14 protein-coding genes are annotated in these 17,129 nt (G+C 72.5%); 7 read left to right on the forward strand and 7 right to left on the reverse strand.

The annotated features are described in order from the left end of the window. Window positions 1-65: 65 nt before the first annotated feature. Window positions 66-863, reverse strand: a complete 798-nt coding sequence (locus ABZ857_RS30375) for a tyrosine-protein phosphatase (protein WP_357049436.1) — start codon at window positions 861-863, stop codon at window positions 66-68. Window positions 864-1,000: 137 nt separating this feature from the next. Continuing rightward, window positions 1,001-3,550, reverse strand: coding sequence for a tetratricopeptide repeat protein (locus ABZ857_RS30380; protein WP_357049439.1), 2,550 nt, complete (start codon window positions 3,548-3,550; stop codon window positions 1,001-1,003). 247 nt (window positions 3,551-3,797) lie between these two features. Here ABZ857_RS30380 and ABZ857_RS30385 point away from each other — a divergent pair, with 247 nt between their 5' ends. The 4 genes from ABZ857_RS30385 (at window position 3,798) to ABZ857_RS30400 (ending at window position 7,114) form a co-directional block, all read left to right on the forward strand. Continuing rightward, window positions 3,798-5,123: an SGNH/GDSL hydrolase family protein gene (locus ABZ857_RS30385; RefSeq protein ID WP_357049442.1), complete on the forward strand. Its 1,326-nt coding sequence runs from the start codon at window positions 3,798-3,800 to the stop codon at window positions 5,121-5,123. 186 nt (window positions 5,124-5,309) lie between these two features. Beyond that, window positions 5,310-5,882, forward strand: coding sequence for a hemerythrin domain-containing protein (locus tag ABZ857_RS30390; RefSeq protein WP_357049449.1), 573 nt, complete (start codon window positions 5,310-5,312; stop codon window positions 5,880-5,882). A gap of 475 nt (window positions 5,883-6,357) precedes the next feature. Then, window positions 6,358-6,588, forward strand: coding sequence for a hypothetical protein (locus ABZ857_RS30395; RefSeq protein WP_357049452.1), 231 nt, complete (start codon window positions 6,358-6,360; stop codon window positions 6,586-6,588). Window positions 6,589-6,748: 160 nt separating this feature from the next. Next, complete coding sequence (locus ABZ857_RS30400; RefSeq protein WP_357049455.1) at window positions 6,749-7,114, forward strand: hypothetical protein; 366 nt, start codon at window positions 6,749-6,751, stop codon at window positions 7,112-7,114. A 104-nt stretch (window positions 7,115-7,218) separates the two neighbouring features. Here the strand turns inward: ABZ857_RS30400 and ABZ857_RS30405 are convergent, their stop codons facing one another. Beyond that, complete coding sequence (locus ABZ857_RS30405; protein WP_357049458.1) at window positions 7,219-7,872, reverse strand: HAD family hydrolase; 654 nt, start codon at window positions 7,870-7,872, stop codon at window positions 7,219-7,221. Window positions 7,873-7,936: 64 nt separating this feature from the next. On the opposite strand from ABZ857_RS30405, the gene ABZ857_RS30410 reads away from it, so the two are divergent. Continuing rightward, a complete protein-coding gene (locus ABZ857_RS30410; protein WP_357049461.1) occupies window positions 7,937-9,466 on the forward strand; it encodes a gamma-glutamyltransferase in 1,530 nt (509 codons plus the stop codon). A gap of 43 nt (window positions 9,467-9,509) precedes the next feature. On the opposite strand, the gene hrpA is transcribed toward ABZ857_RS30410, so the two are convergent. From hrpA to ppgK, 3 genes are all read right to left on the reverse strand, one after another. Then, window positions 9,510-13,436, reverse strand: a complete 3,927-nt coding sequence (gene hrpA / locus ABZ857_RS30415; protein WP_357049463.1) for an ATP-dependent RNA helicase HrpA — start codon at window positions 13,434-13,436, stop codon at window positions 9,510-9,512. Between the two features lie 72 nt (window positions 13,437-13,508). Further along, on the reverse strand, window positions 13,509-14,033 hold the full coding sequence (locus ABZ857_RS30420; RefSeq protein WP_357049466.1) for a winged helix-turn-helix domain-containing protein: 525 nt from the start codon (window positions 14,031-14,033) through the stop codon (window positions 13,509-13,511). Window positions 14,034-14,212: 179 nt separating this feature from the next. Further along, window positions 14,213-14,950: a polyphosphate--glucose phosphotransferase gene (gene ppgK, locus ABZ857_RS30425; protein WP_357049469.1), complete on the reverse strand. Its 738-nt coding sequence runs from the start codon at window positions 14,948-14,950 to the stop codon at window positions 14,213-14,215. A 153-nt stretch (window positions 14,951-15,103) separates the two neighbouring features. On the opposite strand from ppgK, the gene ABZ857_RS30430 reads away from it, so the two are divergent. Then, window positions 15,104-15,394 (forward strand): hypothetical protein, encoded by a 291-nt coding sequence (locus ABZ857_RS30430; protein WP_357049472.1) that lies wholly within the window; start codon window positions 15,104-15,106, stop codon window positions 15,392-15,394. A gap of 86 nt (window positions 15,395-15,480) precedes the next feature. Here ABZ857_RS30430 and ABZ857_RS30435 read toward each other — a convergent pair whose 3' ends face one another. Then, entirely contained in the window at window positions 15,481-16,407 is a 927-nt protein-coding gene (locus ABZ857_RS30435) for an NmrA/HSCARG family protein (protein ID WP_357049475.1), read from the reverse strand. A gap of 104 nt (window positions 16,408-16,511) precedes the next feature. On the opposite strand from ABZ857_RS30435, the gene ABZ857_RS30440 reads away from it, so the two are divergent. Beyond that, the gene (locus ABZ857_RS30440) at window positions 16,512-17,081 is read left to right on the forward strand and encodes a TetR/AcrR family transcriptional regulator (RefSeq protein ID WP_357049477.1); all 570 of its coding nucleotides are present in this window, start codon (window positions 16,512-16,514) and stop codon (window positions 17,079-17,081) included. The last annotated feature ends 48 nt before the right edge of the window (window positions 17,082-17,129 follow it).

The raw sequence follows: 17,129 nt of genomic DNA on the forward strand, positions 1-17,129 counted from the left end.
TCGCAACCACCGGGAGGCGCTCGTCGGCGTCAGTCGCGGAGTCGGCGTCAGTCGCGGAGTCGACGTCAGTCGCGGAGTCGGCCGTGCAGGGCCTCGGTGTCGGCGTCGGTCCAGCCGTGGGCGTGCAGCCAGCCGAGGGGGCCGCCGAACCGGTCGTCCAGCGTCGACAGGAACTGGTCCATGTACTCGGGCCGCGGCAGGTGGCTGTCGGCCGGCTTCGAGTCGAGATCCGCGCGGTAGGTGTGGCTGGCGCGCAGCCGCGCCAGGATCCCCTCCAGCCGCTCCCCCGTCGCGACGTAGTCGGCGATGATCGCCTCCCGGGTGGCGCCCGCGACGGCCAGCGCCAGGGCGCAGACGACTCCGGTGCGGTCCTTGCCGGCCGCGCAGTGGACCACGGCCATGCCGTCGTCGCGGGAGAGCACCCGCAGGGCGGCCACCACCGAGTCGGGCCGGTCGCGCAGGTAGCCGTAGTAGTAGCCGGTCACGCGGAGTTCGGCCAGGTCCTCCTCGTCCCGCTCGTCCTGCCACGGCAGGGCCCTGTCGTCGATGGTGTCGGCCTCGACGTCGGTGAGGCGCCCGCCTTCCGCGAACAGGCTGTGGTGGTGGATGGCGACCTCCGGCAGGAGGGTCAGCGGGCCGGGCCCCTCCAGGCGCACCTCGGTCTCCGACCGCAGGTCGACCACGTGCCGCAGCTTGAGGTCGCCCACGAGCAGCGCCGTGTCACCCTCGGTGAGGCCCTGCAGGTTGTCGGCCCGCAGGATCCGGCCCGGCACCGTGGTCCCGCCGTCGGCGGTGGGGAGACCGCCGAGGTCCCGTACGTTCGCCGCGCCTTCCAGAACGATCCAACGCTCGTATGCATTCATCATGCCGAGCCTATCCGTCCCTCTATGACGGAAGAATGAGTACAGAGTGAAGTTCTGCACCCGCTGTCGCATCAATCCCGCTACATGCCTCAAGGTCCCTTCCGTGGCGCGAGTCGCGTGATATCGCGTCGTCCGCGTCAGGACCGGGTGACACGGTCCAGCAGGGCCTGCGCCCGCGAGACACCGGCCTCGTTGCCGAGGCTGCGGTAGATCTCCAGGGCCTCGGCGACGGGCTCGTGCGCCTCGTCCCTGCGGCCCGCCTCCAGCAGCACCTCGCCGAGTGTGCGCAGACCGCGGGCCTGCCACCAGCGGTCGCCCAGCTCCGCGAACTCCCGTACGGCCTCGCGCAGCGCGGCGACCGCCTCGTCCGCGCGCCCCAGCCTGGCCAGCGCCGCGCCCTCCGAGGACCGGGTCCTGGCCACCCCCCAGGAGTCCCCCAGCTTCTCGAGCGTCTCCTTCGCCAGGCGCACCCCGGCGTACTCGCGCAGGCCGTTGTGCGGATCGCCGATCTCGCCGGCGGCGCGCAGGCAGCGGGCCTCCTCCCACTCCTCCCCGCGCTCGTGGAACGCCCGGATGGCGAAGCGGAGGGCGTTGCCCGCCAGGACGAACCTGCGCTCGGCCGCCGAGGCGTCCCCGTCCCCGAGCAGCTCGCGCGCCTCGGCGGCCAGCACCTCCCCGAGCACCCGCTGCGTCTGGGCCTCCGAATAGCGGTTGCCCCCGCTCTCGAAGACCGCGAGAGAGTCCTCCAGGAGCCGCCTCGCCTCGGCGAGCCTGCCCTGGGCCAGGCGCAGCTCCGCCAGGTTGCGCTGGGTGCGCGCCTGCCACCAGCGGTCGTCCTCGGCCCTGAACGCGGTGATCGCGCCGGTGAGGTAGCCCTGCCCGCGGTCGAGGTTGCCCTCGCCGAACAGCGTCATCCCGACCGTCCGCATGGCCCGCGCCGCCCACCACGACTCCCCCAGGCCGGTGAAGAGCTCCAGCGCCCGCTCCGCGTCCGCCCTCGCCGCGGCGGATCGTCCGCTGCCGCCCACGACCGCCGCCCGTTCCATCAGCGCGATCCCCACCGCTCTGGGGTCGCCGGTGCGCTCGGCGGCCTCGCAGACGAGGTCGGCGACCTCCCGCCAGTCGGACCAGTACGCGCGCAGCGAGTGGCACAGCGAGCAGAAGGCGCGCCCGGTCGCCCAGGCGAGGTCCCACAGCTCCTGCGACCTGGCCATGTGGACGGCGGAGAGCAGGGCGACCCGCTCGGCGGTGAACCAGGCGGCCGAGGAGATCTCGCCACTCTCGCCGTTCTCACCGCCGCCGGAGCGTACGCCGCGCCGCCGCCAGTCCTGCGGCCAGCGCTCGGTGGCGGCGCTCTCGGCCCGGCGGCGGTAGCCGTACAGGACCCGCTCGATGGCGGCGCGGCGGCGCTCCTCGGGCTCCTCCCGTACGGCGACCTCGCGGGCGAACAGCCGGACCAGGTCGTGCAGGCGGTAGCGCATCCGCCCGGTGGCGTCGCGGCCGGAGGACTCGGCGAGCTGCGCGTCCACCAGCGCCTCCAGCTGGTCGGCGCCGTCGAGCTCCGACGCGCTCAGCAGGTCGCCCGCCACCCACGCCTGCACGTCGGGCGCGGGCAGCAGGCCGAGCAGGCGCAGCAACCGGCGCTGGATGCCGGTGCAGTCGTCGTAGCTGAGCTGCAGCGAGGCCCGCACGCTGCGGTCGATCTGCGTGCCGACCTCCAGCTGGCCGAGCCTGCGCCGCTCGTCGGCGAGCCGGTCGGCCAGTTCCCGCAGGGACCACCGATCCCTGGTCGCCAGGCGTCCGCCGCAGATGCTGATGGCGAGCGGCAGCCGATCGCACAGCCGTACGATCGCGAGGGCGGAGTCGAGATCGGCGGCGACGCGCTCGTCTCCGGCGAGCCGGGCGAGCAGTTCGACCCCCTGCGCCTCGGTGAAGACGGCGAGCTGCCGGTCGTAGCGGTTGCGCAGGAACAGCGGCTGCCGGGAGGTGACGATCACGGCGCAGCCCGGCTCCGGCGGGACCAGGACCCTGACCTGCTCACCGCTCTGCGCGTTGTCGAGGAATATCAGGACGCGCAGGTCCTTGGTCCACGTCCACCAGAGCTTCTGCAGCTCGGCGAGGCCACCGGGGTCGGTGGTCAGCCGGACCCCGAGGGCCCGCAGGAACGCGGCGAGCACCTCCTCCGGCCGCACCGCGCCGTCCGCGCCCCGCAGATCGAAGTAGAGCTGGCCGTCGGGGAACTCGCCGATGACCTCGTGGGCGAACCGCGTGGCCAGCGCCGACTTGCCGACGCCGGCCCGCCCGTAGAGCGACACGACCAGCGGGGCGTCCCGATCCCGCACGGCGAACTGCTCGTGCAGCTCCGCGAGCACCTCCCGCCGGCCGGTGAAGTGCGCGATGACCGGCGGCAGCTCGGCGGGCGGCGGCGTCCCTCTCGCCGTCCGCGGGCCGGACACCGCCGACTGGGGCGCGAGCGTGGCCCAGGTCAGGGCGCCGACGAGCGCCGCCGCCACCACGGTGATCGCCACGCGGGCGGGCATCGGCAGGGTCCAGATGTCGAGGGACGTGCCGAGCGCGCTCGCCACGGCCGCCGCCACGCCCGCAAGGGCGGGCGCGGCCAGCGAACCACGCCGGCGAGCGGGCGGCCGGCCGCCCGGGACGTCGTCGTCACGCGTGGACGGGAGCATCCGTCAGGTCCTCCAAGACGTGCGGTCGACGTCGGACGGCTCGGAGAAGGGTCAAGGCTACAGTCGGGATTCAACCAGAATGAGATCGACTATTACGCGTGACGGTCAAGTTCTCACCCAGTGTTCGGCAAACAGCCGTAATGTATGGCGACGCGGGCGCTTGTCGATCAACGATCTCGGCGAAGCGATCGGAAGCGCCGCCGCCACCGACCCGCACCAGGCAGCCACACCCAGATGGAGGACCCGGATGGCACGGCCGGCTCACCGGTTGACCATGGCCGCTCTCGCCCTCGCCGCCGGCGGCGCGACCGCCGCGCTGCCCACGGCGCCGGTCCACGCGGAGTCCCTCACGGCCGCGAGCACCGCGACCGTCCGGCTGCACCCCACGTCCTCCGCCACCCAGAGCCCCGCGGCCGCCTCGGCGGGGCAGCGCACGGCCGCGCCGAAGCCCGGCGGCGAGGCGCCCGTACGGCGGCGTCTGGTCGGCTCGTGGACCACCTCGACCGACCGGGTCACGGCGGCCCTCGGCGGGCAGACCGTGCGGATGGTCGTGCGCGCCAGCATCGGCGGCACCGGCACGCGCCTGCGCCTGTCCAACGTCTTCGGAGAGGCGCCGGTGACGTTCGAGAACGTGCACGTGGGCGTCCAGGCCTACGGCGCCGAGATCCTCGCGGGCACCAACCGGCCGGTGACCTTCGGCGCGCGCACCTCGGTGCGGGTGCCGCCGGGCCAGGCCGTCTGGAGCGACCCGATCCCGGGCCGGATCGCCGGCGGCTCCGCCCTGGTCGTCAGCCTCCACCTGCCCGGCACGGTCAGGGGCGTGACCGGGCACGAACGCGCCTACACCACCACGTACCTGTCGGACCCGGGGGACCACGCGGCGGAGGAGAACGGCGAAGGCTTCACCTACACCAGCACGCAGTGGTACTTCCTCGACCGCGTCGCGGTCGAGGCGGGCGCGGCCACGATCGGCTCCGTGGTCGCGTTCGGCGACTCGATCACGGACGGCGCGGGCCAGGCCGTCGACGCCAACCGCCGCTGGACCGACTACCTGCGGCAGCGGCTGGCCCACGAGTCGCCGTCGCGGCGGATGGGGGTGCTCAACGCCGGCATCGCCGGGAACCGGCTGCTGAACCCCAACGTCGGCCCGAGCGGCCTCAGCCGGTTCTACCGCGACGCGCTGTCCCAGCCGGGCGTGCGCACGGTGGTGGTCTACGAGGGGATCAACGACATCTCCCGGGGCGCGTACACCTCGATCAAGCCGATCGTGTACGGGTACAAGCGGCTGATCCGCGAGGCGCACGCCCGCAAGGTCAAGGTGCTGGGCGCCACGCTCACCCCGTTCTACGGTTTCGGCACCTGGACGCCGGAGCGCGAGGAGATCAGGCAGCGGCTCAACGAGTGGATCCGCACGAGCAAGGCGTTCGACGGCGTCCTCGACTTCGACCGGGCCGTACGCGATCCCGAGTTCCCCGAGCAGCTGGCCGTCGCGTACGACTCCGGCGATCACCTGCACCTGAGCGACGCCGGGCGGCGGGCGCTCGCCTACGCGGTGAACCCGCGCCTGCTCTGACCCCGGATCGGCAGCCGGGTCGCTACGTGGTGACCACGGTCGCCCCCCTTGAGCCGGACGACCCGCGTCATCAGCGGAACCGCGACCCGCACCAGCCGGCACGGAGAGAGCTCGGCACGGGCCGGGACTGGTGTGAGCCGGGTGGCTCCGGGTAGTGCGAGCGCGTCCACGCACAGGAGGAGACCCATGGCAACCGACGTCATCAGCCTGATCAAGGAAGATCACCGCGACGTGGAGTCGCTGTTCGAGCGGCTCCGGAAGATGCCGGAGAACCGCCCGGCCCTGCTCGCGGAGCTGGCGGCGAAGTTCATCGCCCACAGCGAGGGCGAGGAGGACGAGGTCTATCCCGTGCTCGCCAAGCGGCAGCCCGAGGAGAAGGAGGAGGTCCACCACGGCGCGGAGGAGCACCACGAGGCCGAGGAGATGATCTCCCGGCTCCTGGAGACCGCCCCGGAGAGCCCCGAGTTCGACACGCTGCTGCACGAGCTGATCGACGCGGTGACGCACCACGTCGAGGAGGAGGAGAACGACATCCTCCCGGTCCTGGAGAAGGCCGTCCCCTTCGAGGAGCGGGTGCAGCTCGGCAAGGCCTTCAGCAAGCGGAAGGCCGAGGTGCTGGCCGCTCCGATCAAGCCACGCTCGCGGACGAAGGACGAGCTGTTGCACCAGGCCAGGCAACTGGGCGTCGAGGGCGCGTCGGGCATGAGCAAGGACGAGCTCGTCGCCGCCGTCCGGCGGAAGAAGCAGGAACAGAGCTGAGCGCCCCCACGTCGCGGCGCCGTCCGTCCCCCGGCGGACCGTCACAGGCACGCGTACGGCGCCGCGACCATGGGCTTCCACCTCGGGTTCGGGCCGGCCGCGCTGACGACGAGGCGGCTCGGAGTGTAGGCGAGGGCTACGCCCGCATCGGGGTCGGCGGAAGGCGAGCGCCCCGCCCGAGCCACTGTGCCCGAAGGCCCACGGGTTCGGCGCGTACGGCCGGATCTCTCAGGGGAGCATGTAGCCGAGCGCGAACCTGGTCCGCGCCAGCAGGACCTCGTCGCGCCCCTCGCTCCGGGCCGCGACGGCCCGGCCGAGCACGTCCGGCCCCTCAAGGTCCCGGCACCCCGGCGCAAGATCTCACAAGCACGTCGCAAGCCACTGCGGACAGGATCACCAGCGGGCGTCAGGACGCCCGTGGATCCGACGAAAGAAGCAGGACGCAGTTGTCCTTGCTCAAGGAGGGGATGGGCGCATGGACGGCAGAGCGAAACGCGGTGCGTGGCTGACGGCGGGGGTGGTGGCCGGGTTGCTGGTCGGTAGCGGAGGGCTCGCGGTGGCGACCGCGGCATCGGAGAGCGGGGAGATCGTCGCCTGTGCCGGCGAGGACAGTGTCCTGCGCCTGCCCAAGAGCGCTTCCCCGTCGAACGCCCCGGCCGTCAACCTGCCCCGGCAGCACGCCGTCCTCGTCTGCCACGTGTGCTGATGGGGAGCAGACCCTGTCCTGGAACGCCGTCGGGCCGCAGGGACCGGCAGGACCCGCGGGACCGGCGGGACCGCCTGGTCCGGGAGCCGGTGAGACCTACCAGGCCATCGGCAAGGCAGGCCTCCGCCACACGATCCAGGAGCCGGCCACGCCGGAGACGGTGGCATTGATCAAGGAGGTGCCCGCAGGCTCCTACGTCCTTCATGTAGACCTGCAGATCAAGCAGCAAACTCAAGGAGAAGATCCATTCGCGTTCGACGCGGAGTGCGGCGTCGAGACCTCCGCGGGGAAGGTCACGCCTTGGAATCGGGTCGCGGTGGGCGAAGGACAGGAGGGAGCCATGGCCTACACCAGGACCGTCGTCCTCGACACCCCTGGTCCGCTCTCCTTGAAGTGCTTCGCGCAGGGGAGGAGCTCCGATGCCGCCGGCAAACACGTAACCTTCTACCACCAGTCCCTGACGGCGACGCGGGTCGGCAAGCTCACTGTTTATCCCTGGCCTACCGGGTGGCCTCAGGCTCAGTGAGGCGATAGGCCTCGCCGTACTGCCGTGCGGTGACCGCGACGCCATTGCCTTTCGGCCGGGGGAGGTGCCGGCCCAGCTGGGCGGCGAGCACGCCGCCGGGCAGGTCAGCCGAGGGCGGGGGCCAGGTGGACGAGGTCGGTGATGGTGTCGACGACCAGGTCGGCGTGGGCGGCGTCCGGGCGCTCGGAGTGCAGGTAGCCCCAGGGCCCCCGGCGCAGCAGGGCGGTCCGCATCCCGGCGCGCGCGGCGGGCAGGACGTCGTTGTCGAGGCGGTCGCCGACGTAGAGGATCTGCCCGGGCTCATGGCCGCACACGGCCGCGACCTTGGCGAAGAAGGCCGGGTCGGGCTTCTCCACCCCCCATCCGGCCGAGGTGTGGATCCCGTCGACCGGCAGGTCCATCGCGACCAGCGCGTCGTACGCCTGGGGCGGCTGGTTTCCCGCGACGACCAGGTCGTAACCGGCCTCTCGCAGGGCCGCGAAGGCGGGCCGCACGTCCGGGTAGAGGTCGTCGGCGTCGAAGTTCTCGCGCAGCCCGTCCGGGTCCTCGCGCCGCCACGCCTCCATCTCGGCGTCGAGGTCGATGCCCGGCCTGAGCAGCTCGAACGCCTCCCGGTGGCTCCGGTCGAGCGCGGCCATGCCGCCGAGCACACCCATGAAGGTCAGGCGCGGCACGCCCAGCCGGTCGGCCCACCGGGACCAGATCCGGGTCTCGTCGATGAGCGTCTCCCCCACGTCGAACACGAGCGCCCGGACCATGACCGCCTCTCCTTTTCATCCTGTTACGGCAGCCACTCTATGGTGTGCCGTACCATCGCCGAACATGAGCGAGACTCGGCATGCCCTGAACGGTATGGTGTGCACCGTCGACCATCTGGCCTCGGCGGCGGGCGTCGCCATGCTCGACAGGGGCGGCAACGCGGTGGACGCGGCCATCGCCGCCAACGCCGTGCTGGCGGTCACCGCCCCGCACATGTGCGGTCTCGGCGGCGACCTGTTCGCCCTCGTCCATGACGGAACCGTGGCCGCGCTGAACGCCTCGGGGCGGGCGGGATCGGGCGCCGATCCCGAGCGACTGCGGGCGGAGGGCCTCGACCGGATGCCCCACCTGTACGACATCCGCTCCGTCCCGGTGCCCGGCTGCGCGGACGGGTGGCTGGCGCTGCACGAGCGGTACGCCCGCCTGCCGCTCGCCGACCTGCTGGCCCCCGCGATCCGCCTCGCGGCCGAGGGTTTCCCCGCCTCGCCGCTGCTGGCCCCCGGCGGAGGGTTCATCGGCTCGCTGCCCGGAGCCGGGGACTTCGCTGCCGCCCGCCGCGCCGGGGACGTGATCCGCAGGCCCGGCGTCGCCAGGGCCCTCACCGCGCTCGGCGAGGGCGGCCGGGCGGCGTTCTACCAGGGCGAGTTCGGCAAGGGGCTGCTGGAGCTGGGCGGCGGCGAATACACCGAGGAGGACCTGGCCCGGCCGAACGCCGACTGGGTGGAGCCGCTGAGCGTCGAGGTGTTCGGGCACCGGGTGTGGACCGTCCCGCCGAACTCCCAGGGCTACCTGCTCCTGCTGGCACTGGAGATCCTCGCCGAGCTGGACCCGCCCGCCGACCCGGCCGACCCGCGCTGGGCCCACCTGCTGGTGGAGTCGGCAAGGGCGGCCGGGCACGACCGGCTCGACGTCCTCCACGAGGCCGCCGTCGCGCCGCTCGGCACGGCCGCCGCCCGCCGCGCGCTGGTCGACCCCGAGCGGCGCTCCCCCGTGCCCGACGCCCCCGCCGGGCCGGGCGACACGACCTACCTGTGCGTCGTCGACGGGGACGGCATGGGCGTCTCGCTCATCCAGTCGAACGCGTCGGGCTTCGGCAGCCTGCTCTTCGAGCCCAGCACCGGGATCAACCTGCACAACCGCGGCATCGGCTTCTCGCTCACGCCCGGCCATCCCGCGGAGTACGGCCCGGGCCGCCGTCCGCCCCACACGCTGTGCCCGGCGCTGGTCACCCGGCCGGACGGGACGCTGCGCACGGTCCTCGGCACGATGGGCGGCGACGCGCAGCCGCAGATCCTGCTGCAGCTGGTCACCCGCCTGCTCGCGCACGGCCAGACGCCCGGCGAGGCGATCGGCGCGCCGCGCTGGGCGCTCGGCAGCGGCACCGGCTTCGACACCTGGCGGTCCGCCCCCGTGGTCGAGGTGGAGGAGGGCGCGCCGTGGGCGGACGGCCTGCGCGAGCGCGGGCACACCACCGAAACGGTGGAGTGGGGCTCCAACTTCGGCCACGCCCACCTGATCGACCTGCTCCCGTCGGGCGTGCTCGCCGGGGCGGCCGACCCCCGCGCGCTGATCGGCGCCGCGCTCGGCCGCTGAGCTGGGCCTCTGACGACCCTGCCGCCGAAGGCCCTGCCGCCGGCTACGACGTCCGGGCCGCCTCCTCGACCTGCTGCATGGCCTTGCGGATGCGCTTCTCCGAGACCGGGGTGGGGGTGCCGAGCTGCTGGGCGAAGAAGCTCACCCGCAGCTCCTCGATCATCCACCGGATGTCCCGTACGGCCCTGCCGTCCCGCTCGGCCGGCTTCAGCCGGTCGAGCAGGTCGCGGTACTCGTCCTCGACGTCGTGCACGCGGTGCATCCACTCGCGGTCGCGGCGGGGGTCGTCGGGGAGCTTGTCGAGCCGGCGCTCGACCGCCCGCAGGTAGCGGTGCACGTCCGGCAGCCGGTCGTAGCCCGTCTCGGTGACGAAGCCGTCGTGCACCAGCCCGTCGAGCTGGTCGGCGATGTCGGCCCTGAGATCGGCCACCCCGCCGCCCAGCGCGGCGAGCCGGTTCTGCGCGGCGTGCCAGGCCGCCAGGACGCGCTCCACCCGCGAGACGACCTCCTCGGTCGTCTCGAACAGCGAGGCGCGCACGTGGTCGCGCAGCCGCTCGAACCCGGCCTCGTCCCAGGCGGGCCCGCCCGCCTGCGCCATCAGCGTGTCGGCGGCGCACGCCGTGCAGTCGTCGAACAGGGCGGCTGCCCCGCCGTGCGGGCTGCGGCTGAGGGCGAGCTTCTGCGCGGTGGTCAGGGTCCGCAGGATGGCCTTGGCCGGGTTGACGACGTTGAGCAGCAGCAGCCTCCTGGTGCCCGCCCACATGGCCCTGTCCCGCTCGCGCTCGGTCTCGAACATCCGGACCGCGACGCTCGTGCCCTCGTCCACCAGGGCCGGGTAGGCCCGCAGCCTGCCCTGCTCGAACACCTTCGGCAGCGTGCCGATCGTCCACGCGTGCAGGCCGTCGCGTTCGAGGTCGTCGGCGGCCTTCGACAGCGTGGCGCGCAGCTTCGGCGCGAGCCGCCGCTTGAGCGCCTCCAGGTCCTTGTCCTCGTCCACCGTGCGCTTGCGGTCGTCGATCACCCGGTAGGTGATCCGCAGGTGCGCGGGGAGCTGGTCGAGGGCCCACGCGTCGCGCGGCACCTCCACCCCGGTCAGCGCCCGCAGCTCGCGCTCCAGCGCTTCCAGGAGCGGCTCGCCCCCGGGCCGTACGCGTTCCAGGACGGCCTTGGCGTAGTTGGGGGCGGGCACGAAGTTGCGGCGCAGGTTCTTCGGCAGCGACCGGATGAGCGCGGTGACGAGATCCTCACGCAGGCCGGGGATCTGCCAGTCGAAGCCGGTCGGGTCGACCTGGTTGAGCACGGCCAGCGGGATGTGGACGGTCACGCCGTCCGCCTCGCCCGTCTCCACCGCGCCGGGCTCGAAGCGGTAGGTCAGCCGCATCCGCTGGCCGTTCTGCCGCCAGGCGTCCGGGTAGTCCCTGGCGCTGACCCCGGCGCTGTCGTTGACCAGCATCTCCGGCGAGAACGTCAGCAGGTCGGGCGTCTCGTGCGACGCCTTCTTCCACCAGCTGTCGAAGTGCCTGCCCGAGACCACGTCGGCCGGGATCCGCTGGTCGTAGAAGTCGAACAGCGTCTCGTCGTCCACGAGGATGTCGCGGCGGCGGGCCTTCTCCTCCAGCCGCTCGACCTCCTCGAGCAGCTTGCGGTTCTCGTGGAAGAACTTGTGGTGGGTGCGCCAGTCGCCGTCGACCAGCGCGTGCCGGATGAACAGCTCCCGGCTCAGCTCAGGGTCGATGCGGCCGTAGTTGACCTTCCGCTCGGTCACGATCGGCACGCCGTACAGCGTGACCTTCTCCAGCGCGACGACGGCGGCCTGGTCCTTCTCCCAGTGCGGCTCGCTGTAGGTGCGTTTCACCAGGTGCTGCGCGAGGGGCTCGATCCAGCCGGGCTCGATCTTGGCGTTGACCCGGGCCCACAGCCGGGAGGTCTCCACCAGCTCGGCCGACATCACCCACTGCGGCTGCGCCTTGGCCAGGGCCGAGCCGGGGAAGATCGCGAAGCGGGCGTTGCGGGCGCCGATGTACTCCGTGATCGGCCTGCGGCCCTCCTGCCTGCGCTTCTCGACGACGTCCTTGACCCCGATGTGCGACAGCAGACCGGCCAGCAGCGACTGGTGGATCCGCTGGGGGTCGGCGGGCACGCTGTTGGGCACGATGTTCAGCGTCCTGGCCACCTGGCGGAGCTGGCTGTCGATGTCCTGCCACTCGCGCACGCGCAGGTAGTTGAGATACTCCGCCTTGCACAGCCGCCGGAACGCGCTCGACGACAGCTCCTTCTGCCTGTCCCGGAGGTGGTTCCAGAGGTTGAGGTAGGTCTGGAAGTCCGATTCCTTGTCGGCGAAGCGGCGGTGCTTCTCGTCGGCCGCCTGCTGCTTGTCGGCCGGCCGCTCGCGCGGGTCCTGGATGGACAGCGCGGCCGCGATGATCATCACCTCGCGGGCGCAGCCGTTCTTGTCGGCCTCCAGCACCATCCGGGCGAGGCGGGGGTCGACCGGGAGCTGGGCCAGCTTGCGCCCGAGCGGCGTGAGCTGCGTGCCCTTCCCGGCCTCCCGGCCCGCGCCCTTGTCCGCGAGGGCCCCGAGCTCCAGCAGCAGGTTGACGCCATCCCTGACCTGGCGGCTGTCCGGCGGCTCCACGAACGGGAACGCCGCGATGTCCCCCAGGCCCAGCGAGGTCATCTGCAGGATGACGCTCGCCAGGTTCGTACGGAGGATCTCCGGGTCGGTGAACTCCGGCCGGGAGAGGAAGTCCTCCTCCGAGTAGAGCCGGATGCACACGCCGTCCGACGTACGGCCGCAGCGGCCCTTGCGCTGGTTGGCCGACGCCTGGGAGATCGGCTCGATCGGCAGCCGCTGGACCTTCAGCCGGTGGCTGTAGCGGGAGATGCGCGCCGTGCCCGGATCGACCACGTACTTGATGCCGGGAACGGTCAGCGAGGTCTCGGCGACGTTGGTGGCCAGCACGATCCGCCGGCCCCGGTGCGGCTGGAAGACCCGGTGCTGCTCGGCGGCCGACAGCCGCGCGTACAGCGGGAGGACCTCCTCGGGGCGGCCCTTGAGCGCGTCGGCGGTGTCGCGGATCTCCCGCTCGCCGCTGAGGAAGACCAGGATGTCGCCCGGCCCCTCGGCGCACAGCTCGTCCACGGCGTCGACGATGGCCTGGGTCTGGTCGTCGTCCTCGTCGACCGGGCGGTAGCGCACCTCCACGGGATAGGTGCGCCCGGACACCTCGATCACGGGCGCCGGCTCCCCGCCCGGGGCGGCGAAGTGCCGGGCGAACCGCTCGGGGTCGATGGTCGCGGAGGTGATGACCACCTTGAGGTCGGGCCGTTTGGGGAGGAGCTGCTTGAGATAGCCGAGGATGAAGTCGATGTTGAGGCTGCGCTCGTGCGCCTCGTCGATGATCAGCGTGTCGTACTGCAGCAGGAGCGGGTCGGTCTGCATCTCGGCGAGCAGGATGCCGTCGGTCATCAGCTTGACCAGCGTCCCGTCGCTGGAGTGGTCGGTGAAGCGGACCTTGTAGCCGACCGCCTCTCCCAGCTCGATCGACAACTCCTCGGCGATGCGCTCGGCGACCGTGCGGGCCGCGATGCGGCGCGGCTGGGTGTGGCCGATGACCCCGTGGACCCCGCGGCCGAGCTCCAGGCAGATCTTGGGGATCTGGGTGGTCTTCCCCGAGCCGGTCTCGCCGGCCACGATGACGACCTGGTGGTCCCTGATGGCCTCCAGGAGGTCGTCCTTGTGCCGGCTGACCGGCAGCTCGGGAGGGTAGCTGAGGGCGGGGAGGGCCGCGCGGCGCGCGGCCACGCGGCGTTCCGCGGCCTCCACGTCCCCCGCGATCTCCTGGACGACGGACTGGCGGGCGGCGCGGTCGCGGACCCGGCGCATGCCGTCGAGACGGCGGCGCAGCCTGCGCTGGTCGCGCAGCATCAGGTCGGGGAGGCGGGCCTGGAGATCGGCGAGCGTGTTCATTCCATGCTCAAGGATAGGCAACACCCCCCGCCGATCTGCCAGCCGTTTTCCGGCGGCCCCGCCGGGGCGGTGTCAGAGGCGGCGCGGCGGCTGGTACTTGTACCCCACGTTGCGGACGGTCACGATCCGGCCGGCGTGCCTGCCCAGCTTGCGGCGTAGCCGCAGGACGTGCACGTCGACCGTGCGGCCGCCCTCGTCGTCGTACCGGTCCCAGACGGCCGCCATGAGCTGGCGGCGGTTGTAGACGCGGCCGGGGGCCGAGCTGAGGTAGTCGAGCAGCTCGAACTCCCGGAAGGTCAGCTCGATCTCCTCGCCGCCGGCCCGGGCCACCCGTGCGGCCCGGTCCAGGACCAGGTCCTCCTCCTCGCCGTGGGCGGCCCGCCGCGCCGGGACCGCGGCCGTACGCTCCCGCGCGACCGGCGTCTCCGGCGCGTCCGCGGCCGACCCGGCGGGCACCAGGTAGCCCACGATCATCAGCACGGCGCCGGTCTCCGGCACCGGCAGCACGCCGAGCACGGACCCCTGCCCGAGCTCGGGGGGCTCATGGCCCTGCTCGCGCCTGCGCTCCACAAAGTCGATCACGTTCTGGTGGGACATGCCCTCTCCTTGCCTCGTGGCGTACCGGACGGTGGTGACCGCGGTCGTCAACAGGCGGCGGCGCAGACGCGCAGCAGGTCGATGTGCCGGCGCTGGGTCAACCTCCCCGAGGAACTCATGGGATCATCATGACAGCGATATTACCCGCTGTCCAGGTAGGAATAAGGGAGATATAACGCTCAGGGGATGTGCGCGGCCTCCGCGGCGGCCATCGCCGCGCCGATGATCCCGGCCTCGTTGCGCAGCACGGCGGGCACCACCGGGGTGTCCCCGAGGTCGACGTAGGGCAGGAACCTGTCGGCCTTCTTGCTCACGCCCCCGCCGACGACGATCAGGGTGGGCGACAGCAGGTCGCGCATGTGCCTGAGGTACTCCTCCACGCGCCCGGCCCACTTGTCCCAGCTCAGGTCCTCCTCCTCGCGCACCCGGTCGGAGGCGCGGTGCTCGGCCTCCTTGCCGCGGATCTCGATGTGGCCGAACTCGGTGTTGGGCACCAGCACGCCGTCCACGAAGAGCGCGCTGCCGATGCCGGTGCCGAAGGTCAGCATGAGCACGACCCCGTGCCGGTCCCGGCCCGCGCCGAAGGTCATCTCCGCGACGCCGGCCGCGTCCGCGTCGTTGAGCACGACCGCCTGCTCGCCGAACAGGTCGGCGCCCTTCACTCCGATCCATGACTTGTCCACGTTGGCCGCCGTCCTGACGACCCCGTCGAGGACCACTCCGGGGAAGGTGACGCCCATCGGGCCGGTCCAGGAGAAGTGCTCCGCGATCCCGCGTACGGCCTGGGCGACGGCCGCCGGCGCGGCGGGCCGCGGCGTCGGGATGCGCAGGCGCTCCCGGGTGAGCACGCCGGCGGCCGTGTCCACCGTGGCGCCCTTGATCCCGGAACCGCCGATGTCGATGCCCAGAACTTCCATGACTTTCCTCCTGGTCCGGCTAGGCGGCTACCCCACCGCCCCCGCCTCATGCGCGGTCGCGAGTATCGCACGGCGTCGTGGGCCCAGCCGGGTTACAGGAGGACAGGCCGGGTACGCCCGAAATTGGGGCAAATCACCACAAGGGGGACACGCATGATCAGCACACTCCACAGAATGGGCCTGCGCTCCAGCGTGATGTACGGCGCCGCTTTCGGGTCGATCGGCATGTCGATCGCCTCGTGGATCATCTCGAACAAGTACGAGCAGGCCGGCATCGAGCGCGCCGACCGCTGGGCGTTGTTCGTCGGCGAGTGGGCGCCGACCTTCTTCGCGATGGGGATCGCCCTGCGCATGGAGGAGATCGCCGAGGAGAAGGGGCGGGAGACCCCCGAGTGGCAGGAGCAGAGCAGCGACATCCGCCGCCCCACCCGTGCCGGCGTGTAGCGGGGGCGGGCAAGGGCTTCCACGAGCGGCCCGGAGGGATCGCAGACCCCTCCGGGCCGCTCCGTGACCACACCCCCGGGGGAGTGTCAGGCCGCGGCTCGCAGGTGTCCGTGCGCCCATTCCTCGAAGGTCGTGAGCGGAATGCCGAGCGCCCGCGCGTACTCCGGGCGGGCGGGCTGACCGACCGTGCCGATGAACTCGTGTGAGGTGACGCCGTACCCCGGCATCCCCGCGGCGACCGCCTCCTCCGCGGTCATGTCGGGCGCGGTCAGCTCGGTGCCCAGAGCCCGGGAGAGGACCCCGGCGATGTCCGTCATCGTCAGGTGGTCACTGGCCAGTTCCAGCTCGACCCCGTGGAACCGCTCCGGCGCGGCGATGGCCGCGGCGGCCGCCGCACCGATGTCGTCGACCGCGACGAGGGCGAGCCGGGCGCCGGGCTTCAGCACGGTCACGATGCCCCCCTCGACGCCACGGGGCAACAGGTATGCCAGGGACGGAAGGAAATTGTCCATGAAGAAGCCCGGCTTGATGATCGTCCAGTGCGTGAAGCCCGCCTCACGCACCCGGTCCTGGATGCCGGCCTTGGCGGCGTAGTAGGGCTCCATCGGCGCCCAGCGGCCTTCGGCCCAGCCGGGGGCCTCGGTGTGCTGACCCGCGCCGGAGACGGACGTGTGCACGAACTGCGGCACGCCCGCGGCCAGCGCGCCTTCGATCAGGTTGACGGCCTGGGTCAGCTCGCGTTCGAAGTCGAGGGCGTCTCCCTTCGGCTGGGGCATCTGCACCGAGAAGACGGCCCGGGCCCCTCGTGCGGCCCTGGTCAGCGAGTCGCGGTCGTCGAGGTCGCCGGTGACCAGTTCGGCGCCGAGCGCTTCGACCGCCCTCGCCCGCTCGGTCGCGGGGTCGCGGACCAGCGCCCGGACGGGAACGCCGTTCGCGAGCAGGGCGCGGGCGGTGGCGCCGCCCTGCCGTCCGGTGGCGCCGGTGACGAGGACGGGTGCGGGATCGGTGGGCATGAGGCCGCTCCTGTGGTGTGCGTCGACAAAACGGCGGACCCCGCCGTTTATGTCTTGGTAAGATACGGCGGACCCCGCCACTTAGCAACCATGAGGTGAACGCCATGCCCGTCCAGCGTGCGGACGCCCGGCGCAACTACGCACGCCTGCTCACCGTGGCCAAGGAGGCGATCGCCGCGGAGGGCCCCGACGCCTCCCTGGAGCAGATCGCCCGCATCGCCGGAGTCGGATCCGCCACCCTGCGCCGGCACTTTCCCAGCCGCCAGGCACTGCTCGAGGCGGTCTTCCGCGAACGGGTCGAGACCCTGTGCGCCCACGCCCGCGAGCGGACCGGCAGGGCCGACACCCGGGCAGCGCTGCTGGAATGGCTGAGCGCCGTGCTCGCGGACGCCGCGACCATCCGAGGGCTGGCCACCGCGCTGACCCGCGACCGGGCGACCGGCCCCGACACGGCCCACGAGCACTGCTGCTCGGAGCAGCTCACCGAGGCGGGCGAACCACTGGTGCGCCGCGCCGCGGACGAGGGCGCGCTGGCACCGGGCGTGACCATCGACGACCTGCTCGCCCTGATCACCGGCATCGCCCTGGCCACGGAACACCACCCGGACCCCGCCGCCGAGGCACACCGGCTGCTCGGCCTGGCCATAGCGGGGGTCAGCCCCCACCAGGGGTAGTCGCCGGGGACGGCCCTTTCGCGATGCCCGCGGCGGTGCGCCCGTTAG

It is taken from the genome of Microbispora sp. NPDC046933 (genome assembly GCF_040644635.1).
Classification (GTDB): Bacteria; Actinomycetota; Actinomycetes; order Streptosporangiales; family Streptosporangiaceae; genus Microbispora.

What these genes read in the sequence shown, in the direction of transcription:
- ABZ857_RS30375 (WP_357049436.1), bottom strand. Translation starts at nt 863, where the DNA reads ATGAATGCATACGAGCGTTGGATCGTTCTGGAAGGCGCGGCGAACGTA.
- ABZ857_RS30380 (WP_357049439.1), bottom strand. Translation starts at nt 3,550, where the DNA reads ATGCTCCCGTCCACGCGTGACGACGACGTCCCGGGCGGCCGGCCGCCC.
- ABZ857_RS30385 (WP_357049442.1), top strand. Translation starts at nt 3,798, where the DNA reads ATGGCACGGCCGGCTCACCGGTTGACCATGGCCGCTCTCGCCCTCGCC.
- ABZ857_RS30390 (WP_357049449.1), top strand. Translation starts at nt 5,310, where the DNA reads ATGGCAACCGACGTCATCAGCCTGATCAAGGAAGATCACCGCGACGTG.
- ABZ857_RS30395 (WP_357049452.1), top strand. Translation starts at nt 6,358, where the DNA reads ATGGACGGCAGAGCGAAACGCGGTGCGTGGCTGACGGCGGGGGTGGTG.
- ABZ857_RS30405 (WP_357049458.1), bottom strand. Translation starts at nt 7,872, where the DNA reads ATGGTCCGGGCGCTCGTGTTCGACGTGGGGGAGACGCTCATCGACGAG.
- ABZ857_RS30410 (WP_357049461.1), top strand. Translation starts at nt 7,937, where the DNA reads ATGAGCGAGACTCGGCATGCCCTGAACGGTATGGTGTGCACCGTCGAC.
- hrpA (WP_357049463.1), bottom strand. Translation starts at nt 13,436, where the DNA reads ATGAACACGCTCGCCGATCTCCAGGCCCGCCTCCCCGACCTGATGCTG.
- ABZ857_RS30420 (WP_357049466.1), bottom strand. Translation starts at nt 14,033, where the DNA reads ATGTCCCACCAGAACGTGATCGACTTTGTGGAGCGCAGGCGCGAGCAG.
- ppgK (WP_357049469.1), bottom strand. Translation starts at nt 14,950, where the DNA reads ATGGAAGTTCTGGGCATCGACATCGGCGGTTCCGGGATCAAGGGCGCC.
- ABZ857_RS30430 (WP_357049472.1), top strand. Translation starts at nt 15,104, where the DNA reads ATGATCAGCACACTCCACAGAATGGGCCTGCGCTCCAGCGTGATGTAC.
- ABZ857_RS30435 (WP_357049475.1), bottom strand. Translation starts at nt 16,407, where the DNA reads ATGCCCACCGATCCCGCACCCGTCCTCGTCACCGGCGCCACCGGACGG.
- ABZ857_RS30440 (WP_357049477.1), top strand. Translation starts at nt 16,512, where the DNA reads ATGCCCGTCCAGCGTGCGGACGCCCGGCGCAACTACGCACGCCTGCTC.